Genomic DNA, 14601 nt, shown 5'->3' with positions numbered 1-14601 from the left:
TGGCGGGTCGGGGGCCAGCCAAGCCGTCACAGTGAGGCAAAGAAAAGAGGCCGCCCACCGGGCGGCCCTTCCCGTTAGCTCGGTGCTCTCAATCCAGGTGAGCTAATCCATTGCTGGAGCTGGAGGGCGGTTTCGCTTATGCGCGCCGCTTTCAGGAGAGTTTCGCGCTTCGCTCCGAGCGGAGCCGCCTCGGCGCGGCGGCGGGCTTCCTCCGCCAATTGAGCAAGTCGCGTTGTCAGGGGAATGGTTTGTTTTTTTCTGGTTGGCATAGGGTGGCTCCGCGTAGGGCGGGAGCACGAGCAGCTCTCAGTCACCGATAGATGCCGTGATGGGCCGGTGATCGAATGACTAGGCGCTTGTTCAGTCAGAATAGATACTGAATTCCGCACCAAAGCTGGGGGTGCGCGCGTACCATAGGCTTTCCTCATGAAAACGCCGCCCGCTTGAAATGAAGCGCAGGCGGCGGCGTTCCAGCCCCGAGAGGGATCAGCAAAATCCCGGACATTCATTTGTCTGAGCCGGCTACATAAAGGTTCACTCCACTGGCAGGAGGCGAAGTCCCGGCCTACACGGGGGAACGACAGGCCGGAGAACGCGCCGAAATCGTAAGAGCTACTGCTTTGTTTGTGATTGTTGCGTTCGGCGGCGCGATGATCGCCGCCGGCTTTATGACGTCTCCAACATCGGCGGGCAAAATGAATGGGAAGCCTGGGGGCGGACGTAACTCGGCGCATTATGATACCCCCAGCAGTGGCACAGCGAAGCCACCGACCGCAACGAAGAAGCCTCCTCAGTGAGCCATCAAAGGGCCCGCCGGCTAAGCCTGGCGGGCCTCATACGTTGGTGCCCATTTTGGGAGGGGCGAAGTCAGGCCGCACATCGGCGCCGCGACTACCGCAGACTTGGCAGATAAACCGCCGTTCAAGATCAGAAAGCCGCAGTTCGTCGGGCCAGCGATCGGCGCTGACCGCGACGTGATGGCCGCAGTGGCACCAGACCATGACGCCGCTTATGCCCATCTCGCGCAGCTCGCCGAAAGTGATCTTGACCGGGCGGCGACTGAAATGAGTGGCGCTATGACGGCGGAGCGAGGCATGCCCCATCAAAACGCGCCTCGATGCAGGCTGCAAATTATCGATTGGTAGGGGCGTCGGTCGGCGGCGAGCTACTGCGGGTCGTGGGTGTGGATAAGCCTCGGCGCTCGATGCGGGCTACTCCAGAGCGACGGTGTCAACTCTCAGGCAGGGGAGGCACCTGTAAGCATACACTGCCGGTAGGTTCACAATCGCAGGCAGCGTCGCGAGGTAGTCCATTCGCCCCCTGCATTTGCGGCAAATGAGGATCGGTGGGCTGCCCCGCTCCTTGCTGCGCGTCATCCGAAATGGTCCAAAAGCCGGCAGGGTAGTTCCCTTTAGACGGCTGCGCATGTCCGGTGGAGTACCGGGGACTATCGGAAATTGGACGTGTACCGTCTGGCGCAGAAGCTCGAACAGCAAAAGCTGATACGCAATGAGCGTGATGGCTGGACATTGACTGCCGGCGGCTAAAAGGAGCTAAACGCTATGAATTGGCGTGGTTCAGGCAAGAACCAACCACCGCCCCCGCCGCACGTTTCCTAAGTGCAGGTTTATCACGTTGGCGGGTTCGCGGTGCTGGAAGATCAGATGTGCGCCTTCACGACCAATTTTGAGCGCGGACGCACCGGCTATTCGCCAGATCGTGTCGACGCGCTGATTGAGCTGAGCGGGCGCAACATTGGACGCGTCCTGCCCGATGACGTTGCTCCTGTTCTCGAAAATGATCGCCGGGGACTCGGAGCTGTCTCTTCCGGGCGGCGCTTTGTTCTCGGGACGGGAGTTGATGAAAAAGCTGGTAGGCGGATTCCACGTCAAAATTGTTCGTTGGGTCGGTGCTTCGATATCGATTTCTGGTTGCAGCAGGTTGGCATACGCGAAGTTTTGTATTTGGAGAGCAGCGGTCAGCAATAGACAGACCACTCCGAAGAAAGCGATCCAAATTGCTGGAATTTTGTCGCCGCCGTACCAAGCACTGCCGGCAATCCCGCTAAGTAGGATACCCGCAAGGAGCGGCAGCCAGAACACGGCCAACTCGACGCTTCTACTCGCCATCTAGACTCACTCCGAATCAAGGAGTCGATAGTGGCACGATGGAGGCGCACGCTGCACGTGCTCGGCAGCCCTATTTTCCTATGGCGGCAAAAGGGTCCAAGTGGCCCGGAATGCGCCCCGCATGAGCAAGGCTCCGATAAAACCGAAAATTTTAAAGCGGAGTATCTGTTGGTGAGCGCGCTGGGGCTCGAACCCAGGACCCCGTGATTAAAAGTCACGTGCTCTACCGGCTGAGCTACGCGCTCCCATGGCCGCTGATGGCTTTGAAGAGATCGCCATCGTCTTCGGTCATTTGGAAAAGCATGTCTTGCCGCCACATCGACGCAAGCGTTGCGGAAAAACCGGCTGTTTCCGGATCATGCTTTCGGCCCGCGCTGTGTAGGGGGATGGGGCGCGGAGGTCAATAGCTCGGGTGGCTGCCGAAGTTGAAGGCAACAGCGGGAATTCGCTCGCCGTTTCCAATGCTTGAGCCGGGATTTTCAACCGAGATGGCGGGCCGCCATCCACGCCGAAGAACCCGCGACGTCCGCCCATGGGCCGGATGCCGCGTTCGGAGCCCCGTCAGTTCGCTTCCCGCCGGACCTCGCTCGGCACCGGCACTTGCTGCGGCGTGCCGGCGGGGGTCGGCAGCGCGACCGGGCGCAGGCCGATCAGCTCGGCGGTGCGGATCGCGCTGTCGCGCCAGAACTGGAACGAGTTGATGCGGCTGAGCTCGAGGATGGCGATGGCGACCGCAGCCAGGAACGGCAGGCTCTGCAGCACCAGTACGCCAGCGAAGATGTAGATCTCGGTGATCTGGCGATAGCTGTTGGAGGCCACCAGCACGCCGGCGCCGATCAGGAGCAGGGCGCCGATCACGGCCTCCCAGAACGCCTGGAACTCGATCGACATCCTGGACAGGCCGCCCTTGGAGGTGCGCGCGAACGCGATGTGCTCGGTGATCAGTCCCTGCGCGACGGCGCGGGACACTGTCCACTGCACGCTCATCGCGGCGATCATCGCACCCAGCATCTGGCCGGGCTTGATCGCGACGCGCGCGCGGTACATCGACAAGAAGTGCGCGAGCGAGACGATGAAGGCGCCGATGATCGGCAGCGTCAGGATCTTGTCGGGAATGGCGATGTCGGCGAAGGCGACGATCGGCACCCAGACGAGGTTGAGCAGTGCCACGACCACGCCGAGGCTTTCGGCACCCAGCCAGTTCAGCCAGCCGAGGCCATATTCGCGCTTCTGGTCGGGCGTCAGCCGGCTCCGTCCCGGCAGGAAGTTCCGCCAGTGCTTCTTGACGATCTGGAGACCGCCATAGGCCCAGCGGTGACGCTGCTTCTTGAAGGCCTCGTAGGTGTCGGGCAGCAGGCCCTGGCCGTAGCGGTGGTTGGTGTAGTGCGTGGTCCAGCCGAACTGCTGAATCGAAAGGCCGAGGTCGCTGTCCTCGCAGATCGTGTCGGACGACCAGCCGCCGGCCATGTCCATCGCGGCGCGGCGGATCAGGCACATCGTGCCGTGCACGATGATGGCGTTGGTCTCGTTGCGCTGGACCATGCCGATGTCGAAGAAGCCGGCATATTCGCCGTTCATGATGTAGTGCATGATCGACAGATCGCCGTCGCGATGTTCCTGCGGCGCCTGCACCAGGCCGACACTGGGATCGGCGAACGCCGGCACGAGGTCCTTCAGCCAGTCGGGATCGACGACGTAGTCGGCATCGAGGATGCCGATGATCTCGGCGTCGACGGCGGTGCGGTCCATCGCGATGCGCAGCGCACCGGCCTTGAAGCCCTGCACCTTCTCGGCGTTGATGAACTTGAAGCGTTCACCGAGCGCGCGGCAATGATCCTGGATCGGCTGCCAGAACGCAGGGTCCGGCGTGTTGTTGATGATGACGACGCATTCGTAGTTTGGATAGTTCAGCCGCGACAGCGCATCGAGCGTCTGCTTGAGCATCTCGACCGGCTCGAAATAAGCGGGGATGTGGATCGAGACTTTTGGAAAGTAATTCTCCGGTACGTTCTCGACTGGCTTGTCCTTCGCGAGCAGGCGCTGCGGCGGCCGGCCGAAGGCGACGGCGGCGATCTCGTCGATGCGCGCCATCGCGATCAGCACAAGGGGAACAAGCAGGATCATGCCGAGCGTGAGCGCGAAGGCCGAGCCGAAGATGAAATAGTGCCCGTTCCAGAACGCGAACACGGTGGCGGCCCAGGCGCCGACGCCGTTGGCGGTGGCCGACAGCAGGAACGCCTGCTTCGCCGTCGGCTGCTGCAGCCGCAGGATCGGCAGCGACAGCAGGATACCGACCAGGAGCGCCACACCCATCAGCTTCCAATAGTCGGGATTCTCCACCGGCCCGGTCCATGCGAATTTCGGCTCGCGGCTGGCGTTGAGGATGCCCCAGTACGGACCGACGCCGCCTTCGAAGTATTTCCAGGGCTGATCGATGGCTTCGACAATGTTGTATTCCATGCCGATGGCGTCGGCGCGGCTGACGAAGTTGCGCAAGGTCAGTGCCTGCTGGAACGGACCGGGGTCGGCGTTGCGCAAATTGTAACCCGCGCTCGGCCAGCCAAATTCGGCGATCACGATGCGCTTGCCGGGGAACAGGTTGCGCAACAGATTGTAGCGGTCGACGGCCTGGTCGACCGCCTGGTCCGAGCGGAAGTTCTCCCAGTAGGGCAGCACGTGGGCGGCGATGAAGTCGACATTGGAGCCGAGGTCGGGATTGTCGCGCCAGATGTTCCAGATTTCACCGGTCGTGACGGGCACGCGGACCGCGCCCTTGACCTTCTTGATCATCTCGATGAGGTCTTCGACCTTCTGCTCGCCGCGGTAGATCACCTCGTTGCCGACGACGACGCCGTTGACGTTGCTGTTCTTGCGGGCGAGCTCGATGGCGGCCTTGATCTCGCGCTCGTTGCGATCCTTGTCCTTGTCGATCCAGGCGCCGACGGTGACCTTGAGGCCGAACTCGGCCGCGATCGGCGGCACCAGTTCCACGCCGCCCGTGGACGAATAGAGACGGATCGCGCGCGTCATCGTCGACAGCGTCTTCAGGTCGGCGCGGATTTTCTCCACCGTCGGAATGTTGTCGATATCGGGGTGAGCCGAGCCCTCGAACGGCGCATAGGAGACGCTGGGCAGCAAGCCCTTGAAGTCGGGCGCGGGTTCCTTGTCACGCAAGACCCCCCAGAGGCCGGCGTGGAGCGCGGACACAAGCAACAGAACGGCGGCGACAACCCGCATCGCGGCTAAACCAAAAGGGGCTGAGGGGGCAGGGAAGCGGATCCGACCCCGAGATCCGACCAAGTCCGCGGCAAATGGAGCATACCTCTGCCGCGCGGTTTCACAACTGTCATCGCCTCATGACCGTATGAGGGCATGCACATTTCAAATTCGCAGCAGTGCCAATTGCCTCTATCGCCGATCGTTCCTGAACGGAGGCTGAAACAATCGCGGCTATTTCGGGGGCGCCGGTGACGGGCTTGCCGCCGGCGAGGGGCTCGCGGCCGGCTGCGGCTGCGCATTGCCCGATGCCGGCGCGGCCGGCTGGGAGGCTGCGGCCGCCGCCTGCTGCGGCTGCGACGCCGGGTTGATCCAGCAAGCGTGCACACGGCTGTCCAGGGTCTCGGCGACTTTGGGATCGATCTGGCCGCCGAAGCGGGTCAGGCAGCGGAACGCGGCCTGGATATGGCCGCCGGGGCAGCCGAAGCGGTCGTACAAGTCGAGATGGCGGAATGCGGTATCGAGGTCATCCCGCCACATCAGCCGCACCACGCGCCGGCCGAGCCAGACGCATTCGGGGTTGCCGGCCGGGCCGCTGATGACTTGGGCTGCTTCGGCGAACTCGTCGGTGCGGCGCTGGTTCTGGGCGGCATCCTTGGCCGCGTCGGCGGGCTGGGCGGCTGCCTTGCTCTGGTCGGGGGCGGGCGTGCCGCTCTGGGCGGAGGCCGCGCCGATACCCATCAGGATGACAAGGGAAGAAACGGCCAAGGTGGCGGCGAGCTGCCGCAGGACCGCATTTCGTAACTCGAACACCCGTTGCCGCATGAATTCCCCAATATATCACTGACCGTCCGCGTCAGGACCTTCGCGGACGCGCCTGCGTGATGGCGTCCAAATGGGTCTCCAATGCGGCGGAAAAGTCCTCCCGAGTCCATGGCCTGAATCTGGAATTTTGTCCAGCAAAGTCACGATCCTAGGCCTCGGTCGAACGGCCGCAGGTAAATTCCTCAGGGGAGGGATGTATCCATAACGGAGTCACCCCCTTGGCAGACGGCGTGCTAGCAGGTAATCGACTGCCCTTCGCGGAGGACGGAACCGATTTCTCTTCGTACGCCACTGGCGCTTCTGCTCGTTTCACTGGGTGCGATCGCTGCCGTGTGGTGGTGGCTTGCCACGCCGATCTCGCTCGCGCGCGCCCCGATCGATCCCGCCGACAAGGTCCAGTGCGTCTCCTACGCGCCGTTCCGCGGCGAGCAGTCGCCGCTGAACGCGTGGACCCATATCGAGGCCGACCAGATTGAGCAGGACCTGCGCCAGCTCAAGGAGATCACCGACTGCGTCCGCACCTATTCGATGGAGAACGGGCTCGACCAGGTGCCGGCGATCGCGGCCCGGATCGGTGGACTGAAAGTGCTCCAGGGGATCTGGCTCTCCAGCAACCGCACCAAGAATTTCGAGCAGGCCGCGCTCGCCATTCGCCTTTCCAAGGATTTCCCCGGAACCATCACCAGCATCATCGTCGGCAACGAAGTGCTGCTGCGCGGCGAGATGACGACCGCGGACCTCGTCTCCATCATCCGCTCGGTGAAGGCGCAGGTCAGCGTGCCCGTCACCTATGCCGATGTCTGGGAGTTCTGGCTCAGGAATCGCGAGATCTATGACGCCGTCGACTTCGTCACGATCCACATCCTTCCCTATTGGGAGGACTTCCCGGTCAAGGCGAAGTTTGCCGCCTCCCATGTCGAACAGATCCGCGAGCGCATGGCGGTCGCATTTCCCGGCAAGGAGATCCTGATCGGTGAAACCGGCTGGCCGAGCGAAGGGCGCATGCGCGAGGGCGCGCTGCCTTCGCGCACCAACCAGGCGCGCGTCGTCTCCGAGATCCTGAGTCTGGCGAAAGCGCAGAAATTCCGCGTCAATCTGATCGAGTCCTACGACCAGCCTTGGAAGCGCAAGCTGGAAGGCACCGTCGGCGGCTATTGGGGCCTCTATGACTCGGTGCGCCGGAACCTGAAATATCCGCCGGGCCAGCCGATCAGCAATTTCCCTTACTGGAAATGGTACATGGGCGCCGGCATGGGCCTCTGCGTGCTGGTGTTCGCGGTGGCCGGCCTGACGTTGCGGCGCAGGCCCTGGACGCCGCGTTTCTCGGCTTGGCTCGGTGTGGCGATCTCGGCGACCTCGGCAGGCATCCTGCTCGGGATCGGCGCCGACAAGATGTACTACGAGAGCTACGGCATCGGCGGCTGGCTGCTCTGGGGCACGCTGCTCGCGGCCGGCATCCTGTCGCCGATCTTCTGCGCGCAGGCGATGGTGATCGGCCGCAGCCTTCCGACCTTCCTCGATCTGCTCGGTCCGCGCGAGGGCCGGAAATGGTCGAAGCTCACCGCCGTGCTGGGTCTGACGCTGGCGGTGGCCGCGGTGATCGCGGCGCAGACCGCGCTCGGCTTCGTGTTCGACCCGCGCTACCACGACTTCCCCTACGCCTCGCTGACGATGGCGGTGGTGCCGTTCGCGCTGTTGATGCTGAACCGGCCGCAGATTGGCCAGCGTCCGATCGCGGAATCGGTCTTCGCCGGCGTGCTGACGCTGTCGGCGGCCTATGTGCTCTTCAACGAGGGCCGCGACAATTGGCAGTCGCTGTGGACCTGCGCGATGTATCTCTTGTTCGCGCTCACGCTGTGGCGGGCGCGGGCCGAGCAAATCCAAGAATGAACAGGCCGATCGCCAGGCCCGACAGCACGACATTGTAGAGCACGATGCCGAGACCGGCGGCGATGATGCCGACGGTGAGCAGCACGATCGACGGCCGCATCAGGTTCAGCGTGGCCACCACCAGCGCGACGATGCCGAATACCGAATTCTTGAACAGCACGGTCGAGACCGAGCGCGCCTTGCAGATCAGGGTCTGAAGCCCGGCGTCGCAGGCGAGACCGACCTGCGAGTTTTCGATTCCGAGGTAGCGCAGATAGAGCGCATAGCCGACGGATGCGAAGCCGACGACGATCAGGAACTGCACCTGGTAGGGCGTGAGGCGGAAGGGCTTTTTTGTCATGGCGGCAATATGGTCGGGATGGCGCGGACGGGCAACAGGGAAGGCGCAAGTTTCTCGCGCCCTGCGTGAGATCCGTCACCCATTGAGCTGATGAATTGCCGCGAGGTAAGCTATCTTCTGAAGAACGACGACAGCGTCGATCCCGCCGACGCCGTCTCCGGCTTCGGCTGTGCGGCCGGCGGCGCCGCAGGAGCAGGCGCGGGTTCCTCGCGCTTCGACGAGCGTTTCGAGGAATAGCTGCGGCGATGCTTGTCGGGCTTGGCGGCGGGCGCGGGCGCGGTCTCGGCTTGCGGCACCGAGTCCTGGGTCTTGTCGGAGTTCTTCTCCTGAACTCGATCCTGAGTCTTCTCTTGTTTTTCCTGGCCGCCGCGCATCGACAGCCGCTGGCCGTCGAACACGGTGGTCTCGCAGTGGCGGTCGTTCTCGGCGAGGCCGGCGCAGAGTTTTGCCGCAGCCGCTGCATTGATCAGCGGGCCGGCACCGAGGCGGAGCTGCATGCCGAGGCCGGTGTTGCCTTCCTTGATCATGATGATCGGCCGCAGCGCTGCGATCTCGGGATTGGATTTGGTGAGCCCGCGCCACAGAGCGCGCAGTCCGTCGAGCGAGTTGGCGCCACCGAGATCAATCGCAAAGCGCGTCTGCTGGACCGCGATCGCGGGAGCCTCGCTTTCGGCAGCCTCCGGCGGCTTGGTGGGTGCAGCGGCGACTTCGATGGGCGCGGGCGCCGGATCGGGCTTCTTCTCGGCAGCCTTCTCAGCGATCTTCTCAGTGGTCTTCTCAGTGGATTCGGGCTGAACCAGTTTCGGGGCGGCCGGATCGGGCGGCGCCATGATCGATTTGGACGGGACCAACGGAAGCATCGGCAGTGCCGAATTTGTCGCCGGCAACTGCGCGACCAGCGAGGCCGCCGCTGCGCTCTGTGGCGCCGGGCTCGACGGCTCCCTTGCGGCCTCGGTGCGCGGCTTGTCGTTGGCCGGAGCTGGTGTCGAGGCGACCGGCGCGATGCCGGGCGCCGGCGGCCCGATCAAAGCTGGCGCGTCCTGCGGCTTCGCGACGGATGCCTGCGGCGGCGTTGTCGTCTGCTTGGCGATGGCGCCGGTGACGGAATCGAGCCCTTGCTCCAGCACGGTGACGCGCGAATAGAGCCGGTCGCGATCGGTGTTCAGCGTCTCGATGGCGGAGGCGAGCCGGCGGGCCTCGTTCTGGCTCTCCTTGGTCAGGATCTGGAGCCGGTCGGCCTGGCGCGCGAGATCGGCGGACGCGACCTGGTCGCGCCGCCAGCCGAGCTGGGCCTGGTTGGCGAACACGGCAATCACCACGGCGCCGACGGCCGCCACGCCCCATGAGCCCAGCCGCCACATCATGCCGCGATCGAACGAACTCTCCTCGGCCACAAGTCCGGAGAACAGCCCGCCGGTCTCCTTGGCGCCGAAGGCATCCGCCAGTGGGTCGGAATCCTTTGCCATGAACGTTAAGTGCCCAACCCCTGTCCGGCTTCCCCGAATCAATCAGGGAACATTAACAGGAAAAGCGTGTCGCACTTGAACTCCGGGCGTTTGCGGGGGTAGCAAGGCGATAGCTCATGAGGGCGGCCGTCGCCGCTGGCGCCGATTGATTCGGCCGATTGACAGGATTTCGATGACCGCCCGTTCCAGCCTCACGATCGTGCTCGCCGCCGGCGAAGGCACGCGTATGCGCTCACACCTGCCGAAAGTGCTGCATCCGGTCGCGCACCAGAGCCTGCTCGCCCACGTGCTCGCCGCGGCGCCCAGGGGAACCGGCACCTCGCTCGCGGTCGTGATCGGACCCGACCATCAGGCGGTGGCGGACGAAGCAAAGCGCATCCGCCCCGACGCGCTCACCTTCGTGCAACAGGAACGGCTCGGCACCGCACATGCGGTGCTGGCGGCGCGCGATGCCATTGCGCGGGGCGTGGATGATTTGCTGATTGCGTTCGGCGACACGCCGCTGATCTCGGCCGAGACCTTTGCGCGGCTGCGCGCGCCGCTGGCCAAAGGCGCGGCGATTGCGGCGCTCGGCTTCCGCGCCGCCGATCCCACCGGCTATGGCCGCTTCATCGTCGAGGGCGACCGCCTGGTCGCGATCCGCGAGCAGGCCGATGCCAGCGCCGAGGAGCGCAGGATCGACCTCTGCAATGCCGGGGTCATGGCGATCGACGGCCGCCGCGCGCTCGCCATCCTCGACAAGATCGGCAATGCGAACTCCAAGGGCGAATATTATCTGACCGATGTGGTCGGCATTGTCAGCGAACAGGGATGGGATGCCGTGGTGATCGAAACCAGCGAGGACGAAGTGCGCGGCATCAACACCAAGGCGCAGCTCGCCGAGGCCGAAAGCGTGATGCAGGCGCGGTTGCGGAAAGCGGCTATGGAGGCCGGCGTCACGCTGATCGCGCCCGAAACCGTCTATCTCGCCGCGGATACCGTGTTCGGCAAGGACGTGACGATCGAACCCTTCGTGGTGATCGGGCCCGGCGTTTCGATCGGCGACGGCACGGTGGTCCATTCCTTCTCGCACATCGTCGAGACCACGCTCGGCAAGAAGGTCTCCATCGGCCCCTATGCGCGGCTGCGGCCCGGCACCTCGCTCGGCGACGGCGCGCGCATCGGCAATTTCGTGGAGACCAAGGCCGCGACGCTGGAGGCCGGCGTCAAGGTCAACCATCTCTCCTACATCGGCGACGCCACCATCGGCGCCAATTCCAACATCGGCGCCGGCACCATCACCTGCAACTACGACGGCTTCAAGAAGCACAAGACGATCATCGGGCAGGGCGCCTTCGTCGGCACCAACTCCTCGCTGGTCGCGCCGGTGACCATCGGCAACGGCGCCTATATCGGCTCGGGCTCGGTGATCACGCGCGACGTGCCTGATGACGCCATGGCGCTGGAGCGCAGTCCGCAGACCATCCGCGAAGGTGGTGCGGCGCGCTATCGCGAGATGAAGACGCGAGGGAACAAGCCGGCGAAATGAGCGCCGCTATTCGTCGTCGGCAAATTCCGAGAAGATCGCCCGCGTCAGGCGCCAGCCGCGCGGCTTGGCACGCTTTGCCGGCTCGCCGGCGACGTGCTTGATGATGACGGGCTTGCTTTCCTTGCCGCGCTGGGGCGGCGGCCAGTGCGCAAGGTGCGTGCCGGTGGTCTCGCTGGCGCGCACCGACATCGATGACCGACTTTTGCGGTCGGATGAGCCTTTCATGGCCTGTCTCCCTGGTACGCAAGGGTTGGCCAAATTCGTTGACAACTAGTTAACGCGCGCGGTTTAAGGCCCAGCCAGTTCGACGCAGGCGAGGCTCGTTGCCGTCGGTGCTGTCTCAATCAGCAATAATTATTGAGTATCTGGTTCCTTAGGAACTTCGCTAAAAACCGAGCGCGTCGTTTAGGCGATTTTTCGACGATTTGGGGGATATTGATCCGCATGTGCGGGATTGTCGGCATTCTCGGGCGCGAGCCGGTTGCAGAGCAATTGGTGGATTCGCTCAAACGTCTTGAATATCGCGGCTATGATTCCGCAGGCGTCGCCACGCTCGAAGGCAAGCATCTCGAGCGCCGCCGCGCCGAGGGCAAGCTGAAGAATCTGGAGAAGCGGCTGGAAGCCGAGCCGCTCAAGGGCACGACCGGAATCGGTCACACCCGCTGGGCCACCCACGGCAAGCCGACCGTCAACAATGCCCATCCGCATGCGACCGAGCGTGTCGCCGTCGTTCACAACGGCATCATCGAGAATTTCCGCGAGCTGCGCGAGGAGCTCGAGACGAAAGGCACGGTGTTCCACACCCAGACCGACACCGAGATCGTGCTGCATCTCGTCGACGATCTGCTCACGCGCGGCAACAAGCCGGTGGAAGCGGTGAAATTGACGCTGGCGCGTCTGCGCGGCGCGTTCGCGCTCGGCTTCATCTTCGCCGGCGAGGACGATTTGATGATCGGCGCCCGCAACGGTCCGCCGCTCGCGATCGGCTATGGTGACGGCGAGATGTATCTCGGCTCCGACGCCATCGCGCTTGGGCCGTTCACCGACACGATCAGCTATCTCGAGGACGGCGACTGGGTCGTGCTGACCCATACGAGCGCTGCGATCTTCGACAAGGACGGCCACGCCGTCCAGCGCGAGAAGACCAAGCACGCCGCCTCGACCTCGCTGGTCGACAAGGCCAATTACCGCCACTTCATGGCCAAGGAGATCCACGAGCAGCCGGAAGTGGTCGGCCACACGCTGGCACGCTATGTCGACATGGCGACCGAGCGGGTCTCCCTGCCGGTCAAGCTGCCGTTCGACTTCAAGAACATCCAGCGCATCAACATCACGGCCTGCGGCACCGCGAGCTACGCCGGGTTCGTCGCAAAATACTGGTTCGAGCGTTTCGCGCGCGTGCCGGTCGAGGTCGATGTCGCCTCCGAATTCCGCTACCGCGAGGCGCCGTTGCGCAAGGGAGATCTCGCCATCTTCATTTCGCAGTCGGGCGAAACCGCCGACACCCTGGCCGCGCTGCGCTACGCCAAGGCCGAAGGCGTGCACACGGTGGCCGTCGTCAACGTGCCGACCTCGACGATCGCGCGCGAGAGCGAAACCGTGCTGCCAACGCTGGCCGGCCCCGAGATCGGCGTCGCCTCGACCAAGGCCTTCACCTGCCAGCTCATGGTGCTGGCAAATCTTGCGATCGCGGCCGGCAAGGCCCGCGGCGAACTGTCCGACGAGGACGAGACCAAGCTCGTCCACGGGCTCGTCGAGGTCCCGCGTTTGATGTCGGATGCGCTGACCACCGAGCTCCAGATCGAGAAGCTCGCGCGCGAGATCGCGAAATCGCGTGACGTGCTCTATCTCGGTCGCGGCACCAGCTTCCCGCTCGCGCTCGAAGGCGCGCTGAAGCTGAAGGAGATCTCCTACATCCACGCCGAGGGCTATGCCGCCGGCGAGCTCAAGCACGGCCCGATCGCGTTGATCGACGAGACCATGCCGGTCGTGGTCATCGCGCCCTACGACCGGGTGTTCGAAAAGACTGTTTCCAACATGCAGGAGGTCGCCGCCCGCGGCGGCAAGATCATCCTGATGACCGACGCAAAAGGCGCGGCGGAGGCGACCGTCGAGTCCCTCGTCACGATCGTCATGCCTGATATGGCGGCGGCGTTCACGCCGATGGTCTATGCCGTCCCCGTTCAGCTGCTCGCCTATCATACGGCGGTCATCATGGGGACCGACGTCGACCAGCCGCGCAATCTCGCGAAATCCGTGACCGTGGAATAGGCAGAAGGGTCGGGCCGGAACGCTTCGTGGTCTTCCAAAACCTGCTAGAAGAACCTAGCTTGAACGAAGCGACCGACCTGGAACCCGAATGAACCCCCGTGACGACGCGCCAGCGCCTCTTGATCCCGTGCCGGAGCCGCATACAGGCCTGATAGGCCGCTTCCGCAATTATTTCCTCACCGGTCTCGTGGTGACGGGACCGGTTGCGATCACCTTTTATCTGGTTTGGTGGTTCGTCACCTGGGTTGATGGCGTGGTGCGACCGTTCGTGCCGCTGGCCTATCGGCCTGAAACCTACATGCCGTACGTCATTCCCGGCTGGGGGCTGATCGTCGCATTTTTCACGTTGACGCTGGTCGGCTTCCTCGCCGCCAATCTGATCGGCCGGACACTGGTCGATGTCGGCGAGACCTTCCTCGGCCGCATTCCGGCGGTGCGCGCCATCTACCGCGGCCTGAAGCAGGTGTTCGAGACGCTGTTCTCGGGCAAGGGCTCGAGCTTCCGCAAGGTCGGCCTGGTCGAGTTTCCCTCGCCGGGCATGTGGTCGATCGTGCTGATCTCGCAAGCGCCGAACGAGGACGTCTCCCGCAGCCTGCCGGGTCAGGAGGAGCACGTCTCGGTGTTCCTGCCTTGCTCGCCTAACCCGACGACGGGCTTCTTCTTCTACGTGCCCAAGAGCAAGATCGTCGAGGTCGACATGAGCACCGAGGACGCCGCGACGCTGATCATGTCGGCCGGCGTGGTGCAGCCCGGCTCGGCGCCCGATTCGAAGAAGGCAGCGGCGCTGGCGGGCATGGCGAATGCCGCGCGTATTGCCAACGCCTCGGCGCTCCAGCCCCAGCCTGCGAAGGTGGAGTAGGGCCATTCCTTTGCGAGATGGCCGCCGTTCACGCGGGCGTTCGCATCCCTGCCAGGGCGTGTACTCATCTGTGGACG

General features: G+C 64.1%; 12 protein-coding genes and 1 tRNA gene. 5 read left to right on the top strand and 8 right to left on the bottom strand.

The features are described 5' to 3' along the window. Window positions 1-833: 833 nt before the first annotated feature. The 3 genes from FXB41_RS28835 to FXB41_RS28825 form a co-directional block, all read right to left on the bottom strand. The gene (locus tag FXB41_RS28835; RefSeq protein ID WP_219684141.1) at window positions 834-1103 is read right to left on the bottom strand and encodes a hypothetical protein; all 270 of its coding nucleotides are present in this window, start codon (window positions 1101-1103) and stop codon (window positions 834-836) included. A 474-nt stretch (window positions 1104-1577) separates the two neighbouring features. Continuing rightward, entirely contained in the window at window positions 1578-2108 is a 531-nt protein-coding gene (locus tag FXB41_RS28830; protein ID WP_157158530.1) for a hypothetical protein, read from the bottom strand. A 190-nt stretch (window positions 2109-2298) separates the two neighbouring features. Next, window positions 2299-2374: transfer RNA gene (locus FXB41_RS28825), tRNA-Lys, on the bottom strand. Window positions 2375-2376: 2 nt separating this feature from the next. Between FXB41_RS28825 and FXB41_RS41570 the strand changes: the two genes are divergently transcribed. Then, window positions 2377-2511 (top strand): hypothetical protein, encoded by a 135-nt coding sequence (locus FXB41_RS41570; protein ID WP_256375789.1) that lies wholly within the window; start codon window positions 2377-2379, stop codon window positions 2509-2511. Between the two features lie 179 nt (window positions 2512-2690). Here FXB41_RS41570 and FXB41_RS28820 read toward each other — a convergent pair whose 3' ends face one another. Beyond that, window positions 2691-5366: a glycosyltransferase gene (locus FXB41_RS28820; protein ID WP_219684140.1), complete on the bottom strand. Its 2676-nt coding sequence runs from the start codon at window positions 5364-5366 to the stop codon at window positions 2691-2693. Window positions 5367-5579: 213 nt separating this feature from the next. Continuing rightward, a complete protein-coding gene (locus tag FXB41_RS28815; protein WP_007590816.1) occupies window positions 5580-6170 on the bottom strand; it encodes a hypothetical protein in 591 nt (196 codons plus the stop codon). A gap of 330 nt (window positions 6171-6500) precedes the next feature. On the opposite strand from FXB41_RS28815, the gene FXB41_RS28810 reads away from it, so the two are divergent. Next, window positions 6501-8060 carry a glycoside hydrolase family 17 protein gene (locus FXB41_RS28810; RefSeq protein ID WP_007590821.1) on the top strand — a complete coding sequence of 520 codons (1560 nt, stop codon included), beginning with the start codon at window positions 6501-6503 and terminating at the stop codon, window positions 8058-8060. Here the strand turns inward: FXB41_RS28810 and FXB41_RS28805 are convergent. Then, the gene (locus FXB41_RS28805; protein WP_007590823.1) at window positions 8020-8400 is read right to left on the bottom strand and encodes a hypothetical protein; all 381 of its coding nucleotides are present in this window, start codon (window positions 8398-8400) and stop codon (window positions 8020-8022) included. The two genes, FXB41_RS28810 and FXB41_RS28805, sit on opposite strands and share 41 nt — an antisense overlap. Before the next feature lie 110 nt (window positions 8401-8510). Continuing rightward, the gene (locus FXB41_RS28800) at window positions 8511-9866 is read right to left on the bottom strand and encodes a hypothetical protein (RefSeq protein ID WP_219684139.1); all 1356 of its coding nucleotides are present in this window, start codon (window positions 9864-9866) and stop codon (window positions 8511-8513) included. Between the two features lie 172 nt (window positions 9867-10038). Between FXB41_RS28800 and glmU the strand changes: the two genes are divergently transcribed. Then, window positions 10039-11394 carry a bifunctional UDP-N-acetylglucosamine diphosphorylase/glucosamine-1-phosphate N-acetyltransferase GlmU gene (gene glmU, locus FXB41_RS28795; protein WP_219684137.1) on the top strand — a complete coding sequence of 452 codons (1356 nt, stop codon included), beginning with the start codon at window positions 10039-10041 and terminating at the stop codon, window positions 11392-11394. 6 nt (window positions 11395-11400) lie between these two features. Here the strand turns inward: glmU and FXB41_RS28790 are convergent, their stop codons facing one another. After that, window positions 11401-11619: a hypothetical protein gene (locus tag FXB41_RS28790; RefSeq protein ID WP_219684135.1), complete on the bottom strand. Its 219-nt coding sequence runs from the start codon at window positions 11617-11619 to the stop codon at window positions 11401-11403. A 219-nt stretch (window positions 11620-11838) separates the two neighbouring features. On the opposite strand from FXB41_RS28790, the gene glmS reads away from it, so the two are divergent. Further along, the gene (glmS, locus tag FXB41_RS28785) at window positions 11839-13665 is read left to right on the top strand and encodes a glutamine--fructose-6-phosphate transaminase (isomerizing) (RefSeq protein ID WP_007590830.1); all 1827 of its coding nucleotides are present in this window, start codon (window positions 11839-11841) and stop codon (window positions 13663-13665) included. Window positions 13666-13753: 88 nt separating this feature from the next. Further along, on the top strand, window positions 13754-14524 hold the full coding sequence (locus tag FXB41_RS28780) for a DUF502 domain-containing protein (RefSeq protein WP_007590844.1): 771 nt from the start codon (window positions 13754-13756) through the stop codon (window positions 14522-14524). Window positions 14525-14601 lie beyond the last annotated feature (77 nt).

It is taken from the genome of Bradyrhizobium canariense, assembly GCF_019402665.1.
Lineage (GTDB): Bacteria > Pseudomonadota > Alphaproteobacteria > Rhizobiales > Xanthobacteraceae > Bradyrhizobium > Bradyrhizobium canariense.
This window is presented reverse-complemented; position numbering and strand designations above follow the sequence as displayed.